Source organism: Stutzerimonas stutzeri, assembly GCF_024448895.1.
GTDB lineage: Bacteria > Pseudomonadota > Gammaproteobacteria > Pseudomonadales > Pseudomonadaceae > Stutzerimonas > Stutzerimonas stutzeri_Q.
Map to the genome: position 1 here is coordinate 60,327 of NZ_JAMOIC010000018.1, position 22,042 is coordinate 82,368.

General features: G+C 61.4%; 19 protein-coding genes. 6 read left to right on the forward strand and 13 right to left on the reverse strand.

Annotated elements, in window-relative coordinates; genetic code table 11:
* Window positions 1-65 precede the first annotated feature (65 nt).
* The 3 genes from NA619_RS18945 (at window position 66) to pgm (ending at window position 3,486) form a co-directional block, all read left to right on the forward strand.
* Complete coding sequence (locus tag NA619_RS18945) at window positions 66-905, forward strand: AraC family transcriptional regulator (protein WP_255963407.1); 840 nt, start codon at window positions 66-68, stop codon at window positions 903-905.
* Between the two features lie 105 nt (window positions 906-1,010).
* Complete coding sequence (locus NA619_RS18950) at window positions 1,011-1,604, forward strand: LysE family translocator (protein WP_255963362.1); 594 nt, start codon at window positions 1,011-1,013, stop codon at window positions 1,602-1,604.
* Window positions 1,605-1,821: 217 nt separating this feature from the next.
* Window positions 1,822-3,486, forward strand: coding sequence for a phosphoglucomutase (alpha-D-glucose-1,6-bisphosphate-dependent) (pgm, locus tag NA619_RS18955; RefSeq protein WP_255963363.1), 1,665 nt, complete (start codon window positions 1,822-1,824; stop codon window positions 3,484-3,486).
* 66 nt (window positions 3,487-3,552) lie between these two features.
* Here pgm and NA619_RS18960 read toward each other — a convergent pair whose 3' ends face one another.
* Window positions 3,553-3,960, reverse strand: a complete 408-nt coding sequence (locus NA619_RS18960; protein WP_255963364.1) for a RidA family protein — start codon at window positions 3,958-3,960, stop codon at window positions 3,553-3,555.
* 128 nt (window positions 3,961-4,088) lie between these two features.
* Between NA619_RS18960 and NA619_RS18965 the strand changes: the two genes are divergently transcribed.
* Entirely contained in the window at window positions 4,089-5,027 is a 939-nt protein-coding gene (locus NA619_RS18965; protein ID WP_255963365.1) for a LysR family transcriptional regulator, read from the forward strand.
* Between the two features lie 162 nt (window positions 5,028-5,189).
* On the opposite strand, the gene NA619_RS18970 is transcribed toward NA619_RS18965, so the two are convergent.
* Complete coding sequence (locus tag NA619_RS18970) at window positions 5,190-5,588, reverse strand: DoxX family protein (RefSeq protein ID WP_255963366.1); 399 nt, start codon at window positions 5,586-5,588, stop codon at window positions 5,190-5,192.
* A 578-nt stretch (window positions 5,589-6,166) separates the two neighbouring features.
* Here NA619_RS18970 and NA619_RS18975 point away from each other — a divergent pair.
* The gene (locus tag NA619_RS18975) at window positions 6,167-6,937 is read left to right on the forward strand and encodes a 3-hydroxybutyrate dehydrogenase (RefSeq protein ID WP_255963367.1); all 771 of its coding nucleotides are present in this window, start codon (window positions 6,167-6,169) and stop codon (window positions 6,935-6,937) included.
* Window positions 6,938-7,151: 214 nt separating this feature from the next.
* Here NA619_RS18975 and NA619_RS18980 read toward each other — a convergent pair whose 3' ends face one another.
* The 8 genes from NA619_RS18980 to NA619_RS19015 form a co-directional block, all read right to left on the reverse strand.
* A complete protein-coding gene (locus NA619_RS18980; protein WP_255963368.1) occupies window positions 7,152-8,636 on the reverse strand; it encodes a sigma-54 interaction domain-containing protein in 1,485 nt (494 codons plus the stop codon).
* 75 nt (window positions 8,637-8,711) lie between these two features.
* Window positions 8,712-10,079, reverse strand: a complete 1,368-nt coding sequence (locus NA619_RS18985) for a TRAP transporter large permease (RefSeq protein ID WP_255963408.1) — start codon at window positions 10,077-10,079, stop codon at window positions 8,712-8,714.
* A 16-nt stretch (window positions 10,080-10,095) separates the two neighbouring features.
* The gene (locus NA619_RS18990) at window positions 10,096-10,704 is read right to left on the reverse strand and encodes a TRAP transporter small permease subunit (protein ID WP_255963369.1); all 609 of its coding nucleotides are present in this window, start codon (window positions 10,702-10,704) and stop codon (window positions 10,096-10,098) included.
* Window positions 10,705-10,815: 111 nt separating this feature from the next.
* Entirely contained in the window at window positions 10,816-11,901 is a 1,086-nt protein-coding gene (locus tag NA619_RS18995) for a TRAP transporter substrate-binding protein (RefSeq protein ID WP_255963370.1), read from the reverse strand.
* A 624-nt stretch (window positions 11,902-12,525) separates the two neighbouring features.
* A complete protein-coding gene (locus NA619_RS19000; RefSeq protein WP_255963371.1) occupies window positions 12,526-12,921 on the reverse strand; it encodes a MerR family transcriptional regulator in 396 nt (131 codons plus the stop codon).
* Window positions 12,922-13,069: 148 nt separating this feature from the next.
* Window positions 13,070-13,696: a CoA transferase subunit B gene (locus tag NA619_RS19005; RefSeq protein WP_255963372.1), complete on the reverse strand. Its 627-nt coding sequence runs from the start codon at window positions 13,694-13,696 to the stop codon at window positions 13,070-13,072.
* 2 nt (window positions 13,697-13,698) lie between these two features.
* Window positions 13,699-14,394, reverse strand: coding sequence for a CoA transferase subunit A (locus tag NA619_RS19010; RefSeq protein ID WP_255963373.1), 696 nt, complete (start codon window positions 14,392-14,394; stop codon window positions 13,699-13,701).
* Between the two features lie 45 nt (window positions 14,395-14,439).
* A complete protein-coding gene (locus tag NA619_RS19015) occupies window positions 14,440-15,354 on the reverse strand; it encodes a hydroxymethylglutaryl-CoA lyase (protein WP_255963374.1) in 915 nt (304 codons plus the stop codon).
* 176 nt (window positions 15,355-15,530) lie between these two features.
* On the opposite strand from NA619_RS19015, the gene NA619_RS19020 reads away from it, so the two are divergent.
* A complete protein-coding gene (locus tag NA619_RS19020; RefSeq protein WP_255963375.1) occupies window positions 15,531-17,153 on the forward strand; it encodes a methyl-accepting chemotaxis protein in 1,623 nt (540 codons plus the stop codon).
* A 188-nt stretch (window positions 17,154-17,341) separates the two neighbouring features.
* On the opposite strand, the gene NA619_RS19025 is transcribed toward NA619_RS19020, so the two are convergent.
* The 3 genes from NA619_RS19025 to NA619_RS19035 all read right to left on the reverse strand — a co-directional run bounded on the left by NA619_RS19025 (window position 17,342) and on the right by NA619_RS19035 (window position 22,028).
* Window positions 17,342-19,300, reverse strand: coding sequence for an acetyl/propionyl/methylcrotonyl-CoA carboxylase subunit alpha (locus NA619_RS19025; RefSeq protein WP_255963376.1), 1,959 nt, complete (start codon window positions 19,298-19,300; stop codon window positions 17,342-17,344).
* Between the two features lie 262 nt (window positions 19,301-19,562).
* Complete coding sequence (locus NA619_RS19030; protein WP_255963377.1) at window positions 19,563-20,360, reverse strand: gamma-carboxygeranoyl-CoA hydratase; 798 nt, start codon at window positions 20,358-20,360, stop codon at window positions 19,563-19,565.
* 60 nt (window positions 20,361-20,420) lie between these two features.
* Window positions 20,421-22,028 carry a carboxyl transferase domain-containing protein gene (locus tag NA619_RS19035; RefSeq protein ID WP_255963378.1) on the reverse strand — a complete coding sequence of 536 codons (1,608 nt, stop codon included), beginning with the start codon at window positions 22,026-22,028 and terminating at the stop codon, window positions 20,421-20,423.
* Window positions 22,029-22,042 lie beyond the last annotated feature (14 nt).

The following is a 22,042-nucleotide window of genomic DNA, read 5'->3' on the forward strand; positions in this document are numbered from 1 at the left end:
TGGGCGTTCGGCCCATAATCTGCAATTCGAAACCGATGCGAGTGGCGCACCCGCGTATGAGCGGCATCATCAGCAACAGCTGGATCGACCTGAATCTCGATGCCGAAACCGGCATCGAGACCATTCGTGCGCACTTCGAAGGGCACGCTTACGATGCGCACTGGCACGACGCCTACCTCGTTGGCTTTACCGAGCAAGGCGTGCAACAGTTCAATTGCCGCAAGACACTGCACAACAGCGTAGTAGGGCAGGCGTTTTTGCTCGAACCCGGTGAGATCCACGACGGACGCGCACCGGTCCCCGGCGGCTTTACCTACTCGACGTTTTACCTGCAACCCCATTGGCTGGAAGCCCAGCTGCGAGAGTTGTTCGAGGACGCCCCGAACGATTGCCTGCCAGGTTTCGCCGAGACACTCGCCGACGAGCCGGGCCTTGTGAGCCACATTGCATTCGCCTTCCAGGCAGTCCATCAGAGTGAGTTGCGCATCGTGCGCCATGCCGCACTTGACGCTCTGCTGGAGATCCTGTCGCGCCGTACGCACTGGCGTAAACGTCTGGAGACGACCGCGCCGCTGCCAGCGGTGGCGATCAGGGCCAGAGATTATCTTCATGCGCATCTGGATCAGGACGTCGGGCTCGATGAGCTGGCTAGCGCAGCCGGCATCGATCGTTTTCGGCTTTCCCGCGCCTTCAAGGCTTCGTTCGGGCTGGCGCCCCATGCCTATCTGGTCCAATTGCGGCTGAGCGTGGCGCGTAAGCTGCTACGTCAGGGCTTGGCGCCCGCCAAGGTTGCCATGGAGCTCGGGTTTTCCGATCAGAGCCATCTCGGTCGATGGTTTCGCCGTGCCTACGGCATGAGCCCCGCGGCTTATCGCAAACGTTGCTCAAACCTTCCAGACCGCTAGTTCGAGCGAATGCAAAGTGGCAGAACCGAAACCGGAGGTTCTGTCCATGCCATCCACCAATCCTGAACATTCAACGCCTGACCGATCGTCTAATGAGCTGCAGGGATGAGCCAGTTGTTGCCATTCTTTCTGTTTGTCCTGGTTGCTTCGATCACCCCAGGGCCGACCAATATGCTGGTGCTCAGCAACAGCGCGCGTTTCGGCTGGCGTGCCGCACTGCCGCTGATATTCGGCGCCTGCGCAAGCGCTGCGGCTATCGTCCTGCTTGTCGGGCTGGGGTTGGGGGAGCTACTGATGCGGGCGCCAACCGTGCAGCAGATCATGGCTTGGCTGGGTGTCGGCTGGATAAGCTGGTTGGCTTGGAAACTCTGGTGCAGCGCTGATACGTCTCTGGATTCCGCATCGCCTGCCATGCGAATCGGTGCCTGGGGTGGGGCGGGGCTGCAGCTGATAAACCCCAAGACCTGGATGATGGCGCTTGCGGTAGTCAGTGTGTTCGCCGGCGCTGACGCCGGGCTGGCCGGCTATGGCATATTCGCGCTGATTTTCCTCCTAGTAGCCATACCCTGCCTGATCGTATGGGCCGCGATTGGGCGGGGTGCGGTCAGTCTGCTGCGCTCCAACGCGGCGCTTCGGCGGTTCAATCAGGTCATGGCGCTGCTGTTGCTTGTCTCTGCCTGGAGCAGTCTGCTCATGTAGGCGATTTCAGCGTGTTTAGCTCAGTACGCCAGATTCGCAAAAGCCTCTATCGCGGCGGTACAGTCGCTTGCACATTCATCTCGCCGCTGGGGAAACAAAGCCCGGTGATTCATGGTCTGAGCGGCTAGACAATAACCTTGACCCATCGTGGTTTTTGATTGCCTCCCGTGCGGCGCTGTTGCCTGAGGCGACCTTCTTACCCCCAAAGGAACGATAGATGAGCATCGACCTCAACGCAGGACGCCTTCCCGAAGAACACACGCTAACCAACATCCCGCGCCTGATTTCGCGTTATTACAGCGAGCGCCCGGATCCGTCTGACCCGGCGCAGCAGGTTTCTTTCGGCACATCTGGCCATCGTGGCTCGTCGCTGAAAAACAGCTTCAACGAGTGGCACATCCTGGCGACCACCCAGGCGATCTGTGATTACCGCCGTGAGCAGGGCATCGACGGCCCGATCTTCGTCGGCATGGACACCCACGCGCTGTCCGAGCCGGCATTCGTATCCGCCCTGGAGGTGTTGGCAGCCAACGGCGTCGAGACACGCATCGACGCCGGTTGCAGCGAAACCAATGGCGAGCCCGGATTCACGCCGACACCCGCCATTTCCAACGCGATTCTCGAATACAACGCCGGCCGCAGCAGCGGTCTGGCTGACGGTATCGTCATCACGCCGTCACACAACCCGCCTGCTGACGGTGGCTTCAAGTACAACCCTACCAATGGCGGCCCGGCCGACACGGGCGTGACCAAGTGGATCCAGGAGCGCGCCAACGCGTTGCTGGTTGCCGGTCTGAAGGGCGTGCAGCGGATGGATTACGCACAGGCACTCAAGGCACCGACCACCCAGCGCTTCGATTTCATTGAGAGCTATGTGGGCGGCCTGGAACAGGTGGTCGACCTCAATGCGATCCGCAGCTCGGGTCTCAAGTTTGGCGTCGATCCGCTCGGTGGCGCCGGTGTGCATTACTGGTCGCGCATCGCCGAGCGTTACAGCTTGCCGCTTGAAGTGCTTTCGACTCGCGTCGATCCGACCTTCCGGTTTATGCGCCTTGACTGGGACGGCAAGATCCGTATGGATTGCAGCTCGCCTCACGCCATGGCCGGGCTGATCGAAAACAAGGACCGCTTCGACGTGTCCTTTGCCTGCGACACTGACCATGACCGCCACGGCATCGTCGCGCGCTCGGTTGGTCTGCTGAACCCCAATCACTACCTGGCCGTCGCCATCGAATACCTGTTTACCCACCGGCCCGAGTGGAGCGCGCAGGCGGGCATCGGCAAGACGCTGGTGTCGTCCTCGATGATCGATCGCGTCGCCAAAGGCATCGACCGCAAGGTCGTGGAAGTGCCGGTGGGCTTCAAGTGGTTCGTCGATGGCTTGATGGATGGCAGCTTGGGCTTCGGCGGCGAAGAGTCTGCAGGTGCTTCTTTCCTGCGCAAGCAGGGCGGAGCCTGGTCGACCGATAAAGACGGCTTGATCCTCGGCCTGCTGGCTGCAGAGATCACCGCCGTCACCGGCAAGGACCCAGGCGAGCGTTACCAGGCGCTTACTGAGCGCTTCGGTGCACCGGTCTATGAGCGTATCGATGCTCCGGCCAATCGCGAGCAGAAGGCCAAGCTTGGCAAACTTTCGGCTTCCCAGGTCACCGCTGGCGAACTCGCTGGCCAGCCGATCACCCAGATCCTCACCGAAGCCCCAGGCAACGGCGCTGCCATCGGCGGACTCAAGGTCGTGACTGACAACGGCTGGTTTGCCGCTCGGCCTTCCGGCACCGAAGACGTTTACAAGATCTACGCTGAAAGCTTCGAGGGTGACGCACACCTCAAGCGCATCCAGGAAGAGGCCAAGGCGTTGGTGGATGGCGTGTTGAACGGCTGAGACGCGGTAGTGAAAAAGCCGTCACCCGTTATAGGTGACGGCTTTTTTGTGGGCGGTAGCTGTTGATCAGCCCGCAGACCGGTCGGGCAGTTTCGCGATCACCTTGATTTCGAACTGAAACCCATAGAGCCAGGTCACGCCAACAGCGGTCACCGTGGGGTGTGGCGCGCTTCCCCAATATTCCGGCACGACGATACTCCAGATCTTCTCGAAGTTGGCCTGCGGGTCGACGAGGAAGAGGGTCACATCGACCACATCGTCGAAGGTGCAATTGGCCGCCTCAAGGATCGCGTTCAGGTTCTTGAAGGCCAGCCTCACCTGCGCTTCAAGCTCGGGTTCGGGCGATCCGTCCTCGCGACTGCCCACTTGGCCGGACACGAACAGCATCCCGTTGGCGCGAACGGCCGGTGAATAGTGATTCTGTTCATAAAGCGCCTGCCGGCCGGCTGGGAAAACGACGTCACGTGTGTTCATGAGAGCCTCGTCTGTTGGAGATAGGTAATTGAGGAGACCACTGTAGGGTTCGGTGCTGGCCGGATAAATTCGCCAGATCGATCAGCACTGTTCTCGAAAACCAAACAATCCCGATACCCGGAGCCAGCATGGACCGTTTCGTTGCGATGCAGGCCTTTGCTCGTGTGGTTGAAACAGGCAGCTTCACCAAGGCGGCCGAAACGCTGCATCTGAGCAAGACCAGTGTCACCCAGCTGGTCCAGCAGCTTGAAGCGCGCTTGCGCGTGCGGCTTCTCAACCGCACCACGCGCAAGGTCAACGTCACGGCCGATGGCGCGGCGTATTACGAGAGGGTGGTGCGGCTGCTGGCCGATTTAGACGACGCAGAGACGAGCCTCTCCAGCGCATCGGTATCACCAAGGGGACGCCTCCGGGTGGATGTACCGAGCCCGTTCGCGCGCCTGATACTGATACCGGCGCTACCGGCATTCCATGCGAAGTACCCCGAAATCCAGCTGGATCTGGGCGTTAGCGATCGCGTGGTCGATCTGATCGACGAGAACGTCGATTGCGTCGTGCGCGGCGGGGAGCTCACTGATCAATCATTGATCGCGCGTCACATAGGTGACCTGCCACTGGGTATGTACGCGGCGCCGAGTTATCTGGCGCGCGCCGGCACCCCATCCCACCCCCGGGAGCTGGAAGATACGCATCACCGCATTATCGGGTTCTTATGGGCACGTAGCGGTAAGGCAGCGCCGTATGCCATGCACTGCGATGGCGAGCGAGTGAATCCGCTAGGCCGCTATCTGGTTTCGGTTGATGACGGCAATGCCTACCTGGCAGCCGGGGTGGCGGGGTTGGGTGTGATCTGGTTGCCTGAGTACATAGCCAAAGAGCATCTGGCGCGGGGCGAGCTGGTGCCGCTTTTTCAGAATTGGCAATTCGACACGATGCCGCTGTACATCGCTTTCCCACCAAACCGGCACGTCAGCGCGAAGCTAAGAGTCTTTATCGATTGGGTTGCTGCTTTGGTGGCGCAGCTGGCACCTGTGCGTCGGCCACAGGTTGTTGCTAAGACCAGCTAGCAGTTCAAGTTCGGCGGATATGCCAGTCGTTCCCAAGGGGACGAAGCGGCCTGCCTCGCTCGATCAGGCGACCATCAGAACGATGCCGAACGGCTGACCTGAGTAATCTTGAAAATCGCCCGCACGGCAGCTGTGCACCGTGCGGGTAGCGCAATCCCGGCGTTAGTTATAGCGTCCGTGGACGCCGCCAACGCTCAATCTGCCCGCGCCCAGCAGTGCGATGGCGACCGAACCGAACAGGAACAAGCCTTGGGTCTCCAGCGCCCAGCCACCCATCTGGCCCATCGAAAACAGCTCGTCCATATGGGCGAGGGCGAACGCTACCAGCATATTGCCGACCATCAACACCGCCCCAACCCGAGTGAAGAGACCGATGATGACCAGCACCGGGCCGACGACTTCCCCAAGATAAACGCCATAGGCGAGAAACCCGGGTAGCCCATGTCCGGCCAGCATTCCAGAGATCCCACCGACGCCACCTTGAAGCTTGGCAATACCATGCAGCAGCATCAGCAAGCCGACGCTCACCCTCAATACCAACTTTCCAAGATCGTCATTCATTGGCATGCCCTTCCTCTCTAGCGCCAGGGTTCTGGCTGAATGCCTAACAAAATAGCCTAACGGGGCGGTTATTGCGTGACACGACTGCGGGCCAGCGCCGTTTAGACGAAAACTGCTGCATCGCCCAACCTCCGGCAATTCGACATTGCGGTCCAGCAGGACGGACATTGATCGTTTGAAGGTGTATGGCCGCCCAAGCATGTCCAGAAGGCCGGACGGGTGCGCTAGCTGCCGGCAGGCGGGATGCTCGCTGCATCGCCCTATGGTAGGAGGGCAACGGCCAATAGCGTGCCGTCGTAATCACCGATCGCTTTTGGCATGGCTTTCGCTCGGTGTTTGGAGTCTCGTTTGTTTCGCGCGATGCCGCACCGCTTACCCATGGCTGACGCGGCCCAAGAACAACAACAAGGAATACTGCAGATGTCCCTTCGCTCCGATCTGGCTCGTACCGTGCCAGGCAGCTCCGTGTTGAGTCTGCCAGAGACAGCCTTCAAGGCTCGTGACATTCACTATGCTGATGCTAAGTGCCTTGCTTCAGGGCTCGCCACATCAGTCGCCCGTCACTATTGGAGCCAGCCATGAGCCTGAACGGAAAGACAGCATTGGTGACCGGTTCGACCAGCGGGATCGGCCTGGGTATCGCCTGTAAGCTGGCCGAAGCCGGCGCTGACGTGATGCTCAACGGCTTCGGCAACGTAGAAGCGGCCATCGCTCAAGTCGCCGTCTATGGAACCCGGGTGCTGCACCACACGGCTGACGTGTCCGATGCGGCACAGATCGAAGAAATGGTCAGCCAGACCAAACGTGATCTCGGCTCGCTCGACGTTCTGATCAATAACGCCGGCATTCAACACGTCGCACCCGTGGAGCAGTTTCCGGTAGAGCGATGGGACAGCATCATCGCCATCAATCTGTCTTCTGTGTTCCACACCATGCGGCTCGCCTTGCCGGGAATGCGCGAGGGCAATTGGGGGCGGATCATCAACATATCCTCCGTGCACGGCCTGGTGGCATCGGCGCAGAAAGCGGCCTATGTGGCCGCGAAGCACGGGGTCATCGGCCTAACCAAGACCGTCGCGCTGGAAACCGCCACCACAGGTATTACCTGCAATGCGCTCTGTCCGGGCTGGGTGCTGACGCCACTGGTGCAGCAACAGATCGATAGCAAGGCGCGGGAGCATGGAGACGCAGCCCGCGCGACCCGCGAGTTATTGATGGAGAAACAACCCTCGCTGGATTTCGTCACCCCGGAAGAATTGGGCGAACTTACGCTTTTCCTCTGCAGCGAGGCCGGCAGGCAGGTCCGCGGTGCTGCGTGGAATATCGATGGCGGCTGGTTGGCTCAGTAGCGAAGGGCCGTAGGGTGGGCCGGGAGGCGCTCCGCTTCAGCCCACCAGCGTTTCCGCGGCTGGCGACAACCGGTCGGGTGTTTGCGCGCGCTACGGGCGGCACGCGGTGGGCTAGAGCCCACCCTACAAGCGACCAACTGCGGTTCGGGAACGGTGCGGTCGGTAGGATGACGTTGAGCAAAGCGATACCCATCAAAAGCGGTAAGCCCTCCACTTAACGTTCGCTCAATCCATGCAGCTGAAGCTTGGAGTAGAGGCTCGCTCGGGATATGCCGAGTTCGACCGCAGCACGGCGGCGGTTGCCTTTACAGGCGCGCAATGCATGTTGGAGCGCGCGGCGTTCGGCCTGCGCGACGCACTCTGCCAGCAACTGCAACGGTGATTCTTCTGGGGTAGGAGGCTCGCTAGCTTGGGGCGCTATTCGGATTTCTGGTAATGCCGTGTTGCTTCGCGCATCAAGCAGCGGAGACAGGTGCCGAGCCTCAAGCGGCAGGCCATCGGCGTTCAGCTGGGCGCGCTCCAACAGATTGCTGAGCTCGCGCACATTGCCGCGCCACGGCTGGCCGCAAAGCAGGGCGACAGCTTCGGCCGTGAGCTCCATCGGGGCTTGGCCGGATCGATTGGCGATGTCATCGAGCAGATGTTCGACCAGCGCCGGAATGTCACTGGCGCGTTCACGCAAGGAGGGCACTTTCAGCGCGAGCACATTGAGGCGGTAGTAGAGGTCATCGCGAAACTGCCCGGCGGCGACTTTGGCTTCCAGGTCGATATGGGTGGCGGCGATCACCCGCACATTCAGGGGTTTGACCTGATTGGAGCCCAGCGGCTCGATTTCCTGTTCCTGCAGCACACGCAACAGCTTGGCCTGCAAGGCCAGCGGCAGGTCGCCTATCTCGTCGAGAAACAGGGTGCCGCCATTGGCGACTTCGAACTTGCCGATGCGTGCCTTGCGGTCCGCGCCGGTGAAGGCGCCGGGGGCTGTGCCGAAAAGCTCGGCCTCGACCAGGGTTTCCGGAATGGCCGCTACGTTGACCGCGACGAAGGGGCCGTTGGCGCGCGGCGACAGGTTATGAATGCCTTGAGCCAGCAATTCCTTGCCGGTTCCGGTTTCGCCTCGGATCAGTACTGTGGCGTCCAGCTGCGCGGCTCGGCGGGCCTGGCGTTTGACCTCGCTGGCGGCGGGGCTGGTACCGATGAAACCCGCGATGGTGTAGCGGGCACGGCGGGCCTTGGCCAGTTCGTTCTGGGTGGCGACTAACTGACTCTGCAGAACGTTGAACTTGGACATCAGCGGTTTGAGGTGCTGCGCGCGGTCGAACAGCACGAAGCCAAGAGCGCCGACCAGCGTGCCGTCTTCATCGCGCAACGGGATGCGCGTGACCACGAAGTGTTCGTCACCAAAGGCCATGAGGTCGAGCATGCTCGGCAAGCCACTGTCCACCACCTCACGCAGGCGACTGGCGGGCAGTACTTCTTCGATCTCCTTGCCGAGCACGCTGCGCGGATCGCTGATGCCGATCTTCTCCGCGTACTTGTCGTTGATCCAGACGATGCGTGCCTGCCGGTTGACCGCAATGGTGCCTTCGCACTGCGCGTTTAGATGGTCGAACAGCAGGGGCATCGCTACGGCACGAAAGCGCTCCGGGGAAACGCCGATGATCAGGCCGTTGTGGTCGAGGTCGTTGCGGGCGATTGCCATGGGCGGTGCAGTCCGGTTGGGTTCGGCCGATTATGAAAGGCGCCGGCTGCCCTGAGCAAGGCGGCCGGCGGGCCGTTAGAGCCCGTACACCTCATTGGGCAGCCAGGTCGCCAGCGGCGCGAAGAAGAACACCAGCGCCAGGCCAAGAAGCTGAATGAGGATGTACGGCAGCACTCCGAGATAGACGTCGCGCGTGGTGACTTCCGGCGGGCAGACCCCCTTGATGTAGAAGAGCGCGAAGCCCACCGGCGGGGTCAGGAATGAGGTCTGCAAGCACAGCGCGAAGAGGATCGCGAACCACAGCGGATCGACACCCATGGAAAACAGCACCGGTGCCACCAGCGGCAGGATGATCAGCGTGATCTCCACCCAGTCGAGGAAGAACCCGAGCAAAAAGGTGATCAGCAGCACCGTCAGCAGCACGCCAGTCTGGCCGAACGGTAAGCCGGTGAGCGCCGCGCGTATGACGTCGTCGCCACCCAGGCCCCGCAGTACGGCGGCAAATACCGTGGCGCCGATGAAAATGCCGAAGATGAAGGCTGAAGTACGGCTGGTCTGGTAAAGCGCGTCTTTCAGCACGGCCATGTTCAGCTTGCGGCTGCAGGCGGCCATGATGACCGCCCCGAATGCGCCGACAGCCGAGGCTTCGGTGGTAGTCGCGATGCCGAAGAAGATCGAGCCGAGCACCGCTAGAATCAGCACGAAGGGCGGCACCACGGCCCAGAATACGTCGATCAACGCACGCGCATCGAGCTTTGGGCGGTTGGCCGGCGCAGGCGCGAAGTCTTTCTTCACCCACGACACGATGACGATGTAAAGGATGTACATCAGCGCCAGCATCATGCCGGGAATCAACGCGCCCATGAACAGCTTGCCCACCGAGGCTTCGGAGGTGCCGAGGCGGTCTGCCATCAGCACCAGCATGATGCTCGGGGGAATCAAGATGCCAAGGGTACCCACCGAGCAGGCGGTGCCCACGGCCAGGCTCTTGTTGTACTTGGCCTGCAGCATTGGCCCGATGGACAGCATGCCGAGCAGCGCCACCGACGCGCCGACGATGCCGGTCGAGGCGGCGAGCAGGATCCCCACCAGCACCACCGTTACCGCATAACCGCCGCGCAATGGCCCCAGCACCCGGACCAGGCTGTGCATCAACCTTTCGGCAATGCCGGAGCGGTCGAGCATGATGCCCATGAAGATGAACAGCGGCAGGGCGACCATCAGCTCGTTAGCGACGATGCCGTAGATGCGCGCGTCCAGCACGCCGATGGTGCCGTCCCAGGTAAACCAGAGATCAGCATCGAAGTGTTCGACCATCACATGGCCGAGCACGGCAAACAGCAGTCCGATGCCTGCGAGTGACCAGGCGACCGGGAAGCCAAGCAGCAGCAGACCCATGAAGGTGGCGAACATGCTGATGACGAGAATTTCTTCCAGACCCATGATTACGGCTACTCCATCAGGGCTGCGAATGGCCGCGGTCGCGGTCATGCGAGGGAGCCGTGAAGGCCCGCGGAAAATCGAACAGCAGCGTGCTGCAGCGTGAGGCACGCGATAGCAACGCAAGCGCAACCAGCGTCAGGCCCAGCGGCAACACACTCTTGAAGATGAAGCGATGCGGCAGCCCGCTGGGCGCCTGTGAGCGCTCGTTGTGCATAAAGGACTGGTAGGCGAAGGGCACCAGTGCGTCGACCATCAGCACCACGACGGGTAATGCCAGAATCAGGATCGCCAGCAGTTCGATGATCGCCTGGCTGCGCAGGGTGAATTTCTCGCGCAGCACGTCCACTCGCACGTGATCGTCACGCACCACGGCGTAGGCGAGGGCGAGCATCAGGGCGGCGCCGAACAGATGCCAGGACAGCTCTTCCAGCGCGATCGAGCCACGCGACATGACGAAGCGGCTGAACACGTTGGTCAGTACAACCGCCAGCACCAGCAACCAGATCCACGCGCTGGCTTCGCCAATGGCGACCAAGGCCCGATCCAGCAAGTAAGAGAGTCGGTTATGTGGGAGCGCCACTTCGGAAGCGGGCGCTGCGTTAGGGGGAACGGGATGAACGGACATGGCCACCTCGGTAATCCGGCACGGACAAGCCATGGCACGCCTTCGGCTAAAGCGGGCAATGGCTCGATGGGAAAAGGGGGCTAACGTCGCTAGCCCCCTTGACGCGTGCGGTCACTCGTACTTGTAGTAATCACGCGGTAGGTAACCCTTGCCGTGCCAGATCGAGTGGTGCTTCATGAAGTCCCGCTGGCTGGTCAGGACGCGATTGAACATCTCGTCCTCGGCGGCAATTTCATCAAGCACTTCATTGGTCACCCGCTCGAGTTCACGCAGCACTTCCTCTGGCAGCACCTGGGCCTTAACGCCTTGCTTCTCGTAATCGCGAAGCGCGGTTGGCTGGGCCCATTCGCTCTCGGCAAAACCTTTGAGGGTGGCCGACTCGCAGCCCGTTTCGATCAGCGCGCGGCTCTGCGGCTCAAGCTTGTCCCAGACGCCCTTGTTCACCAGCAGGTGCGAGGTGGTCAGCGTCTGGTGCCAGCCCGGCATGATGTAGTTCTTGATGATCTGATCGAGGCCCAGCATTTTGTCGATGGCGGGCTGGGAGAACTCGGTCGCATCGATGGTCTTGCGTTCGAGCGCCTGGTAGATCTCACCGCCCGGAATCATGGTTACCGAAGCGCCGAGCTTCTCCAGCACCTTGCCGCCGATGCCTGCAAAGCGGATGCGCAAGCCGTCGATGTCTTCCAGCTTCTCAATCGGTTTGGCAAACCAGCCCGCGCCTTCCGGGCCGATGATGCTGCACAGCATGGGGTGAATGTTTCGCTGCGCGTAGATTTCCTCCAGCAGCTTTTTGCCGTCACCTTCGTAATACCAGGCCAGATAGGCCGGCGGCTCCATGTTGAACGGCGCGCCGGAGTAGAGCGGCAGGGCGGCGATGGTGCCCTGGTCGTAGCCGATCCAGGTATAGCCGGCCGGGTACTTGCCGTTGCTCACCGCATCCATGATCTCGAAGGGTGGCACCAGTTCGCCAGGCTCGTAGTATCGCAGCTGGATATCGCCGCCGGAGATGGCTTTGAGCGATTCGGACAGATGTTTGATTGGTGTAGTCAGGCCAACCAGATGCGAAGGGAAGGCCAGTGGCACCTGCCAGCGAATCTTCTCGGCGGCGGCGGCCTGGCCACTGACCAGGCTGGCGCTGAGAAGCGTGGTGGCGCCTATCGCGCAGGCGAGACGGGACAGCTTTTTGGTAATCGACATGCAGGTTTCCTTCTTTCTTGTTGTTTTTGACCAGAGGTCGCAATCCGGCGCGAGGCGTCGGAAGGCAGAACGGGAGCGGCGAAGCTCCTCGTTCGCGGGTGATCTGGCATCGCAGTTGTTGCATAGCAGGTTCTGTGCCGGTGAACGGAGGCCCGCCGAAAGGCCCGTTTTAGAAGGGTTCTGGATAAAAGGGTACGGGTCGATCATCCAGCAAGTTGGACACGGTTTCGGGGTGCTGGAGCGAGTGTCCAGAAATCTGGAAGGTTGTCTGCCGGAATGGACGCTTTAGCTAGTGAGGGGTCGAAGAGCAGCGGGTAGCCGGCAGGCCTTTCAGAATCATGCTTGGGGCCGATATTGAGGGGTGCAGATGGATTTGGCCGGCGGCATGCCCTTTGTAAGGTACGTCACCGCAGTACAGGACAGCACGGAGCAAGCCCCTCTCCCTCAGGGAGAGGGCTGGGGTGAGGGGCGGTACGACTTGGCTGTCAACATGGCGGACTGCAAAGCGCATAGCCTATTGGAGGTGCGGCTCACCTCTAGAAGGCAGCCCGGAATATGCCGCCAGTTCCCGCTGGAAGGAGGAACCACTCACCAGCGAGGAGGCCCGGACGGGAAAGTCGACGTTCAGCTGGCTTCTTTGCTGATGGTGGTTTTCAGCGCGGACAGGCAACGCTCCTCAGCGGTATCGAGTTCCAGCTGCATCTGCTGAATGTCGAGAAGCTGCTGCTCCAGCTGCTGACGACGCTCGGCGATCATCCCTAGCATGATATTCAGCTGCTTTTGGTTACCGGCCTTTGGATCGTAAAGCTCGATCAGGGTCTTGCATTCGGCGAGCGAGAAGCCGATGCGCTTGCCGCGTAGGATCAGCTTGAGGGCTACGCGGTCCTTCGGGCTGTAGATGCGCTCCTGGCCGCGGCGTGTCGGCGAGAGCATGCCCTGTTCTTCGTAGAAGCGTATCGCGCGGGTGGTGATGTCGAGCTCGTTGGCCAAATCGGAAATGCTGTACGTCTGCTTTGCCATGAAGGTATCCAAGTCCTGCCTGTCCACCCGCGGCTCGCGGAGAGCCGGGTGCGTTTACAACGATGTTTCGCGGGCCGCCAAGGCTACACGCTGCGACGGCCCGATGCACAGTGGCGTCGGGCCATATCGCATTGATGCGCGTGGGCGTTCAGCGATGTACCGTGCAGCCCGTTGCTTCTTGAATCTGTTCGAAGCTCACGCCGTCTGCCAATTCGACCAGCCGCAGCCCCTGTTCGGTCACGTCCAGCACGCCCAGGTCGGTGATGATGCGGTCTACCACGCCAACGCCGGTGAGCGGCAGGTCGCATTGCTTGATTATCTTGTGCGCGCCCTTGGCGGTATGCTCCATCAGCACCACGACGCGTTTGACCCCGGCCACCAGATCCATCGCACCGCCCATCCCCTTGACCATCTTGCCGGGGATCATCCAGTTGGCCAGATCACCTTTCTCCGAGACCTGCATGGCGCCGAGAATTGCCAGATTGATATGGCCGCCGCGGATCATGCCGAAGCTCATGGCGTTGTCGAAGAAGGCGCTGCCGGGCAGGGCGGTGACGGTCTGCTTGCCGGCGTTGATCAAGTCGGGGTCGATCTCATCTTCGGTTGGGAAAGGGCCGATGCCGAGCAGGCCGTTCTCGCTTTGCAACCAGACGTCCATGCCCTCGGGGATGTAGTTGGCGACGAGGGTCGGCAGGCCGATGCCGAGGTTCACATAGAAACCATCCTGCAGTTCCTGCGCGGCGCGTTGCGCCATCTGTTCACGTGTCCAGGCCATGATCAGCTCCTCACCGTACGTTTTTCGATGCGCTTTTCGGCGTTCGGATTGTGGATGATGCGCTGCACGTAGATACCGGGCAGGTGGATCTGGTCCGCGTCCAGCTCGCCGGTTTCGACGAGATGATCGACCTCGACCACGCAGACCTTACCGGCCATGGCCGCGAGCGGGTTGAAGTTGCGCGCCGTTTTGTTGAAGACGAGGTTGCCAGCCTTGTCCGCCTTGAAGGCTTTGACCAACGCGATGTCGGCCGGCAGCGATTCCTCCATCACGTACCACTCGCCGTTGAACTGGCGGGTTTCTTTGCCCTCCGCGATCAGCGTGCCGTAGCCGGTCCGGGTATAGAACGCCGGGATGCCGGAGCCGGCCGCGCGCAGCTTCTCGGCGAGCGTTCCCTGTGGTGTGAATTCCAGCTCCAGTTCACCGGCCAGATACTGTCGCTCGAATTCCTTGTTCTCGCCCACGTAGGACGACACCATCTTGCTCACTTGGCGTGATTCCAGCAGCAGGCCGAGGCCAAAACCGTCTACGCCTGCGTTGTTGCTGATGACAGTGAGATTCTTCTTGCCGGTGTCACGCAGCGCTGCGATCAGCGCTTCGGGGATGCCACATAGACCGAAGCCGCCGACAGCGAGGGTCATGCCGTCCTCGACCAGGCCGGCTAGCGCCTGTTCAGCGTTGGGATAGATCTTGTTCATGTAGGCCTCTTGTTTTTGATCGATGGCTACCAGGCAGCCAATCCGTCACTTCGCGCTTAGTCGCGCTCTGGCGACGCGTGATCCATTGGGTCGTCCGAGAACATCGCTGATGCGTTGACCCGCTGCGATCAGTGCGTTCAGCTCGATGCCGGTTTCGATGCCCATTCCGTCCAGCATGTAGAGCACATCCTCGCTGGCAACGTTGCCGGTGGCGCCCTTGGCATAAGGGCATCCGCCGAGCCCGGCTACTGAGCTGTCGAAGGTGCAGATTCCTTCCTGCAGGCTGGCATAGATGTTCGCCAGCGCTTGGCCATAGGTGTCGTGAAAGTGCCCGGCGAGCTTGTCGCGCGGTACGTGTCGGCTGACAAGGTCGAACAGCTGCCGCGTCTTGCCGGGTGTGCCGGTGCCGATGGTGTCGCCCAAAGAAACTTCGTAGCAGCCCATGGCGAATAGCTCATGGGCGACATGCGCGACACGTTTGGGATCGATCTCGCCTTCATAGGGGCAGCCAAGCACGCAGGACACGTAGCCGCGCACCTGGATGCCGTTTTCCCGCGCGGCAGCCATCAGCGGGACGAAGCGTGCCAGGCTCTCGTCGATCGAGCAGTTGATGTTCTTCTGTGAGAAGGCTTCAGACGCGGCGGCGAATACTGCGACTTCACTGATACCGGATTCGATGGCCGCTTCCAGCCCCTTGAGGTTTGGCGTCAGTGCCGCGTAGGTCACGCCGGGCTTCTGCTTGATCTGCGCGAATACATCAGCCGAACCCGCCATCTGCGGCACCCACTTCGGCGACACGAAGCTGCCCACCTCGATATAACGCACCCCGGCGGCGCTCAGGTCATCCACCAGGCGCACCTTGTCGGCGATGCTGATTGGTTGCTTTTCGTTCTGCAAGCCGTCGCGCGGGCCGACTTCGACCAGACGTACCCGGCGTGGGATTTCAGCGGTTGTGGTCATTAACTTTCCTCAAATAAACAAGCGAGTTGCTGAAAGGCTGTGGTGCAAGGCTTCGCGCCGCCCGAATCCCGACTCGGTAGTCAAACAGTGGACTCCTGATGCTCAAGTTAGGCCGCCCGGTGCAGATAAATAATAGGAAACCCGGCTTTTGCCGGACGCCTTTTTTCGAGGTTCCTATGCTCCGCAAACTGAAGATCTCCCATCGCACGCTGTTGTTCTTTGCGCTCGTAGCCGTATTGCTGACGGCGCTTGGGCTGTTCAGCCTGATGCAGATGGCCGCGATCCGAGCGGCCGGCAGTGAAATCGACTCGGACTGGATGCCAAGCCAGGCGGCCGCGGATGACATCGCGCTGAATTTTTCTCATATCCAGACGGAATCGTTGCGTCAGCTCGCTTTCAATGATCCTGAGACGATTCGCAAGAGCGATGGCGTGATTGCAAAGGCGTTGAGCGAGATCCAAGCCCTGATGGTTCGTTACGAGGCACACGTCTCCGATGCGGACGAGGCTCGCGTGTTCGCAGGAGCCAAGGATGTGTTCGCGCAGTATCCTCAGGCGCTCGAAGAGCGTAAGCGCGTCATGGCTGGCAGCCCGAGCGCCGAGCAAGCGGCAGCGATCAATGCTCGTGTTGACGCGATGGGGGCGCAGTTCGAGGAAGCGCTGTTGAAACTTCGCACCTTCAATGAGGAAGGCGCTCACCATGCGGTGGGGGCCGCTACGGCCGTCTACCAGAATGCCCGGATGGTTATCGCCGCTGTGATTCTGGTTGCGTTGATGGCTACCGTCGCCTTGGCATTCATATTGACTGCCAGCATCGTCCGGCCGATGCGCCGGGCTGTGGTGGTGTCCAACGAGATCGCCAAGGGCGACCTGACCCACGAGGTACTGGTCGATGGTAATGACGAAGCCACCGAGCTGCTCACGTCCCTGCGAGAGATGCAGACCAACCTGCGCAATATCATCGGGCAGATCAACGATTCGACTAATGTTCTGACCACCTCGGCTGAGGAAATGACGGCGGTGATGTTGGACAGCACCACGGGCCTTCAGAGACAGAACGATCAGATCGAACAGGCGGCCACTGCCGTCAACCAGATGACCTGCGCCGTCGAAGAAGTCGCCAGCAATGCCGTCTCGACGTCCGAGGCTTCGCGTGCATCGAGCGAGTCGGCGCAGCAAGGCCGTATCCAGCTGGACGACGCTATCGCTTCGATTCAGGCGCTCGCCCATGACGTACTCAGCGCCTCGGATCGCGCTGGAGATCTGGCTAACCAGACCCAGAACATCACCCGTGTGCTGGACGTCATCCGCGCGGTGGCAGAGCAGACCAACCTGTTGGCCCTTAACGCCGCCATCGAGGCTGCACGAGCGGGCGATGCCGGTCGTGGCTTTGCCGTCGTGGCAGATGAGGTACGCGCACTGGCTAAACGTACCGGTGAATCGACTCAGGAAATTGAATCGATGATCGGCAGCATCAAGCAAGGAACCGGCCTGACCGTAGACGCGCTGCAGCAGAGCGCATCTCGCGCTCAAGGGACGCTCGACAAGGCTCAGGCGGCGGGCGTTGCGCTGGTGCAGATCGCCGAGACGGTGGCCGGTATCAACGAACGCAACCTGGTTATCGCCAGTGCATCCGAAGAACAGGCCCAGGTCGCTCGCGAAATTGACCGCAATCTTGTGAACATTCGGGATCTGTCGGTGCAGACGTCGGCGGGTGCGCAGCAGACCAGCATCGCTACGCAGGAACTGACGCGTCTGGCGGTGGACCTGAACGCGCTGGTAAGCCGCTTCAAAATGTAGCCACTGCTTGGTACTGGCGGCAATGTAAAAGCGGGCGCAACGCTTCAGTCCTTGCTCGCAAAAACAACTCCCTGGCGGCGCTGGTTCGCTCCGACGGGGAGTGGTTTCGAAGTGGGTCCGGCGGCTATCCCAGTCGCGGGACCAGACTGGCGGCGCTTCCTCGATTCGCCAGACAGCCGTGGCATTCATCACTCAAGCTCTACCAGCGTGGCGCCCTCGCTGATCATCTCGCCTTCAGCGCAATAGACGGCTTTGACCACCCCGGCTTCGGCAGCTCGAATGCTGTGCTCCATTTTCATGGCCTCAAGCACAATCAGCGTGGCGCCCGCTTCAACACTTTGCCCGGCCTCAACCAGTACGCGCACGATGCTGCCGTTCATGGGCGCCGTCAGGCCGCCGTGATGCTGGTGGCTGGCTTCGACTTCGGCGATGGGGTCGAATGCGGTCACCGCCTGCAGCTCACCATTCCATTCCAGATACAGGGTTTTGCCCTGACGAATCACTTTCGGGCGCCGCACGGCGTGTGCTGCGGCGGGCTTGTGCGTGAGCGAGCCTTCGGAAAGGGCCGAATCGTCAGTGCGCTCGCTCCCGAGAGAGGCAGCATCGATGCGCACCAGACGGTTTTCGCCGTTGCATTGCAGGTGTACGCCTATCCGTGTCGGCATACCGAAACGCAGGCCGTCACGATTGGCCCAGGGTGAGTGGGGGTCGTCCTGACGGATCTTCGCGGGCTCGGTCTGCACGTAGCGCTCACCGGCCAACTGCCAGAACGCATCAGGCAGCTCGCCGGGCGTGCGCATCAACTCGGTTTCGTGGCGCGGGATGAATCCGGTGTCCAACTCGGCGCTGGCGAAGGCGGGATGACCGATCACCCTGCGTAGAAACGCGAGGTTGGTGCGCACGCCGCCGACACAGGTTTCGTCGAGCATTGCCAACAGACGCAGGCGGGCCTCCTCACGGTTCTCGCCCCAGGCGATCAGCTTGCCAAGCATGGGATCGTAGAAGGGTGACACGGTGTCGCCCTCGGCTACGCCGCTGTCGACTCGCCGGCCAGGGCCAGCGGCGGATTCGCGGTAGAGGTCGAGGGTGCCGGTGGCCGGGAGGAAGTCATTGTCCGGATCTTCGGCATACAGGCGCACCTCGATGGCATGGCCCATCAGCGGTACCTGTTCTTGCGTTATCGGCAGCGGCTCGCCGCGTGCAACGCGGATCTGCCAGGCCACCAGATCAAGGCCGGTGATGGCCTCGGTGACGGGATGCTCCACCTGCAGACGGGTGTTCATTTCCATAAAGAAGAACTCGCCGCGCGCATCGAGCAGAAACTCGACCGTGCCGGCACCGACATAGCCGATCGCCTGCGCGGCCTTCACCGCCGCTTCACCCATGGCGCGGCGCAGTTCAGGCGATAGGCCCGGCGCTGGCGCTTCCTCGACCACCTTCTGGTGTCGGCGCTGGATCGAGCAGTCGCGCTCGTTGAGGTACAGGCAGTTGCCGTGCGAGTCGGCGAACACCTGGATTTCAACGTGGCGCGGTTTGAGCACGTACTTTTCGACCAGCATGCGCGAGTCACCGAAGGAGGACTGCGCTTCACGCTGTGCCGATTGCAGCGCCTCGGCGAGATCCGCTTCGCGCTCCACGACCTTCATCCCCTTGCCGCCACCGCCTGCGGTTGCCTTGAGCAAGACGGGATAGCCGATTTTTTCTGCGGCGACGCGGAAGGTTTCCACGTCCTGCGCTTCGCCGTGATAGCCCGGCACCAGCGGTACGCCCGCTTTCTCCATCAGCGCCTTGGCTGCGGACTTGCTGCCCATGGCGTCGATTGCGGAGGCGGGCGGGCCGAGGAAGATCAGCCCGGCATCCTCGATGGCGCGAGCAAACGCCGCATTTTCCGAGAGAAAGCCATACCCGGGGTGGATAGCCTGAGCACCGCTGATTTTGGCGGCGGCGATCAGTTTGTCGATCATGAGGTAGCTCTCGCCGGGCTTGGCGCCACCGAGATCGACGCGGATGTCCGCTTCTCGGGCATGCCTTGCGTCACGGTCGATGGCGCTATGCACGGCAACTGTAGTCAGGCCCATGGCCTTGGCGGTGCGCATCACGCGGCAGGCGATCTCACCGCGGTTGGCGACCAGGAGGGTGGTTATCATTGTTGTGATTCCTGCGTGGCCTTGAAAATTTTCCCCCTCACCCTAGCCCTCTCCCCGGGGGAGAGAGGGAACGACGAGGTTAGGCGGGGCGATGGTGGTGTGGTCTGGCGGCTGTTGGCTTGCCAGATCGATACATAGAAATGTACGTATGAGACGGCGCGGCGGGCCGACCTAGCAGTCCAAACACCGCACGACCTAACCCCCTCGCCCCTCTGGGGAGAGGGTTGGGGTGAGGGGGCTGAGCTCCGGGCAGACCCGGCCATCAAGTGCGCCCCAACCACTTGGGTTTACGCTTTTCCAGAAAGGCGTTGAGCCCTTCCTGTCCCTCGGGGCTGACACGGATGCGCGCGATTGCGTTCTCGGTGTAGCGCCGCAGTGCCGGGCTCAGCAGAACGCTGCCAGCTTCACGCATGAGGTCCTTGCTGGCACGCATGGCCTGGGGGCTGTTGAGCAGCAGGGTATCGATCCAGCCGTGAAGGCTGTCGTTCAGTTCAGCTCCGTCATAGGTCTCCGACAGCAAACCCAGTTCGCGTGCACGCTCGCCGCTAAAGCGCTCGCCTGTCATCGAATAGCGCCGCGTGGCGCGCTCGCCGATGGCCTTGACGAGGAAGGGGCTGATCACCGCGGGCGCCAGCCCTATACGCACTTCCGATAACGACAGCTGCGCATCATGCGCACCGATGGCCATGTCGCAGCAGGCGATCAACCCAACAGCGCCGCCAAAAGCTGCGCCCTGCACCACAGCCAGGGTTGGCAGTTTAAGGTGGTAGAGGCTGTACATCAGTTCGGCCAGCTCCCGGGCATCGGCCAGATTCGCCTCGAAATCCAGTTTGGCCGACTGCTGCATCCAGGCGAGATCAGCACCCGCCGAGAAATGACGGCCGCTTCCGCGCAGCAGCAAGAAGCGGAGACTTTTGTCCAACTGCACCTGATCGATAGCGAGCACTAGCTCACGAATCATTTCGGCGTTGAATGCGTTGTTCTTTTCCGGGCGGTTGAGCCATAGGGTGGCAAACCCGCGAGGGTCCATTTCCAGTTCTATGGTGGTGAAATCGGTCATGACGGGTCTCCTCGACGTAGGGCAGCGCAGTCCGGCGATTGCGCTGCCCTAGAGAAATAATTACATCCGGAATACGCCGAAGCGGGTCGGCTCGATCGACGCGTTGAGACTGGCTGAGATTGCCAGGCCCAGCAGATCGCGCGTCTGCGCCGGATCAATAACCCCGTCATCCCAAAGCCGGGCGCTGGAGTAATAGGGATGCCCCTGTTGCTCGTACTGCTCGAGAATCGGCTGCTTGAGCTGCGCTTCGTCCTGGTCGGAAAACGTCTGGCCGCTGCGCTCGGCCTGCTCGCGCTTGACCTGTACCAACACGCCCGCCGCCTGTTCGCCGCCCATCACGCCGATGCGTGAGTTGGGCCACATCCACAGGAAGCGCGGGTCGTAAGCGCGGCCGCACATGCCGTAGTTGCCCGCACCAAAACTGCCGCCGATGACCACGGTGAACTTCGGAACATGGGCGCAAGCCACTGCTGTCACCAGCTTGGCGCCGTGTTTGGCGATGCCGCCGGTTTCGTATTTCTGGCCGACCATGAAGCCCGTGATGTTCTGCAGGAACAGCAGTGGAATGCCGCGCTGGCAGGCCAGTTCGATGAAGTGCGCGCCTTTCTGCGCAGCTTCGGCGAAGAGGATGCCGTTGTTGGCGAGGATGGCGATCGGATAGCCGTGCAGATGGGCGAAGCCGCAGACCAGCGTGTTGCCGAACAGCGCCTTGAACTCATCGAATTCACTGCCGTCCACCAGCCGGGCAATGACTTCACGGACGTCATAGGGCTGTTTGGACTGAGCGGGAATCACGCCGTAAAGCTCATCTGCCGCATACAAGGGGGCGCGCGGCTGGCGTGCTTGCACTTCGCCGAGCTTTTTCCAATTGAGATTGGCCACGCAGCGTCGAGCGATGGCCAACGCGTGCTCGTCATTCTCGGCGTAGTGGTCGGCCACTCCGGAGATCTTGCAGTGCACATCGGCACCGCCCAGATCCTCGGCGGTCACCACTTCGCCGGTGGCTGCTTTAACCAGCGGCGGGCCGGCGAGAAAGATGGTCGCCTGGTTACGCACCATGATGGTTTCGTCCGCCATGGCCGGCACATATGCGCCACCGGCGGTGCAGGAGCCCATCACCACAGCGAGCTGCGGAATGCCCATTGCGCTCATGTTGGCCTGATTGAAGAAGATCCGGCCGAAGTGTTCGCGATCTGGGAAGACCTCATCCTGGCGTGGCAGGTTGGCACCGCCGGAGTCCACCAGATAAATGCAGGGCAGGCGGTTCTGCTGGGCGATGGACTGCGCGCGCAGGTGCTTTTTCACGGTAATAGGGTAGTAGCTGCCGCCTTTAACGGTGGCGTCGTTGGCGATGATCATGCATTCGACGCCTTCCACCCGACCGATGCCGGCAACAACGCCAGCGGCAGCGACGTCTTCGCCGTAGACCTCGTAAGCCGCCAACGGGGCGACTTCGAGAAACGCCGAGCCGGGGTCGAGGAGAGCATTTATGCGGTCGCGAACCAGCAACTTGCCGCGCGAGACGTGGCGCTGTTGTGCCTTCTCACCGCCGCCTTCGCTGACGCGGCCGAGCAGGGCGCGCAGGTTTTCCACCTGTTCGAGCATCGTATCGCGGTTGGCTGCATATTCAGGCGAACGGGTGTTGATCTGGGTGTTCAGGATGGCCATGTTCGGCTCACTCC

Coding starts and splice junctions, on each gene's coding strand:
- NA619_RS18975 (WP_255963367.1), top strand. CDS start 6,167: ATGAGCCTGAACGGAAAGACAGCATTGGTGACCGGTTCGACCAGCGGG.
- NA619_RS19015 (WP_255963374.1), bottom strand. CDS start 15,354: ATGACCACAACCGCTGAAATCCCACGCCGGGTACGTCTGGTCGAAGTC.
- NA619_RS19020 (WP_255963375.1), top strand. CDS start 15,531: ATGCTCCGCAAACTGAAGATCTCCCATCGCACGCTGTTGTTCTTTGCG.
- NA619_RS18980 (WP_255963368.1), bottom strand. CDS start 8,636: ATGGCAATCGCCCGCAACGACCTCGACCACAACGGCCTGATCATCGGC.
- NA619_RS19000 (WP_255963371.1), bottom strand. CDS start 12,921: ATGGCAAAGCAGACGTACAGCATTTCCGATTTGGCCAACGAGCTCGAC.
- NA619_RS18985 (WP_255963408.1), bottom strand. CDS start 10,079: ATGGGTCTGGAAGAAATTCTCGTCATCAGCATGTTCGCCACCTTCATG.
- NA619_RS19035 (WP_255963378.1), bottom strand. CDS start 22,028: ATGGCCATCCTGAACACCCAGATCAACACCCGTTCGCCTGAATATGCA.
- NA619_RS18995 (WP_255963370.1), bottom strand. CDS start 11,901: ATGTCGATTACCAAAAAGCTGTCCCGTCTCGCCTGCGCGATAGGCGCC.
- NA619_RS19005 (WP_255963372.1), bottom strand. CDS start 13,696: ATGGCCTGGACACGTGAACAGATGGCGCAACGCGCCGCGCAGGAACTG.
- NA619_RS19010 (WP_255963373.1), bottom strand. CDS start 14,394: ATGAACAAGATCTATCCCAACGCTGAACAGGCGCTAGCCGGCCTGGTC.
- NA619_RS18965 (WP_255963365.1), top strand. CDS start 4,089: ATGGACCGTTTCGTTGCGATGCAGGCCTTTGCTCGTGTGGTTGAAACA.
- NA619_RS18950 (WP_255963362.1), top strand. CDS start 1,011: ATGAGCCAGTTGTTGCCATTCTTTCTGTTTGTCCTGGTTGCTTCGATC.
- NA619_RS18990 (WP_255963369.1), bottom strand. CDS start 10,704: ATGTCCGTTCATCCCGTTCCCCCTAACGCAGCGCCCGCTTCCGAAGTG.
- pgm (WP_255963363.1), top strand. CDS start 1,822: ATGAGCATCGACCTCAACGCAGGACGCCTTCCCGAAGAACACACGCTA.
- NA619_RS18960 (WP_255963364.1), bottom strand. CDS start 3,960: ATGAACACACGTGACGTCGTTTTCCCAGCCGGCCGGCAGGCGCTTTAT.
- NA619_RS19030 (WP_255963377.1), bottom strand. CDS start 20,360: ATGACCGATTTCACCACCATAGAACTGGAAATGGACCCTCGCGGGTTT.
- NA619_RS18970 (WP_255963366.1), bottom strand. CDS start 5,588: ATGAATGACGATCTTGGAAAGTTGGTATTGAGGGTGAGCGTCGGCTTG.
- NA619_RS19025 (WP_255963376.1), bottom strand. CDS start 19,300: ATGATAACCACCCTCCTGGTCGCCAACCGCGGTGAGATCGCCTGCCGC.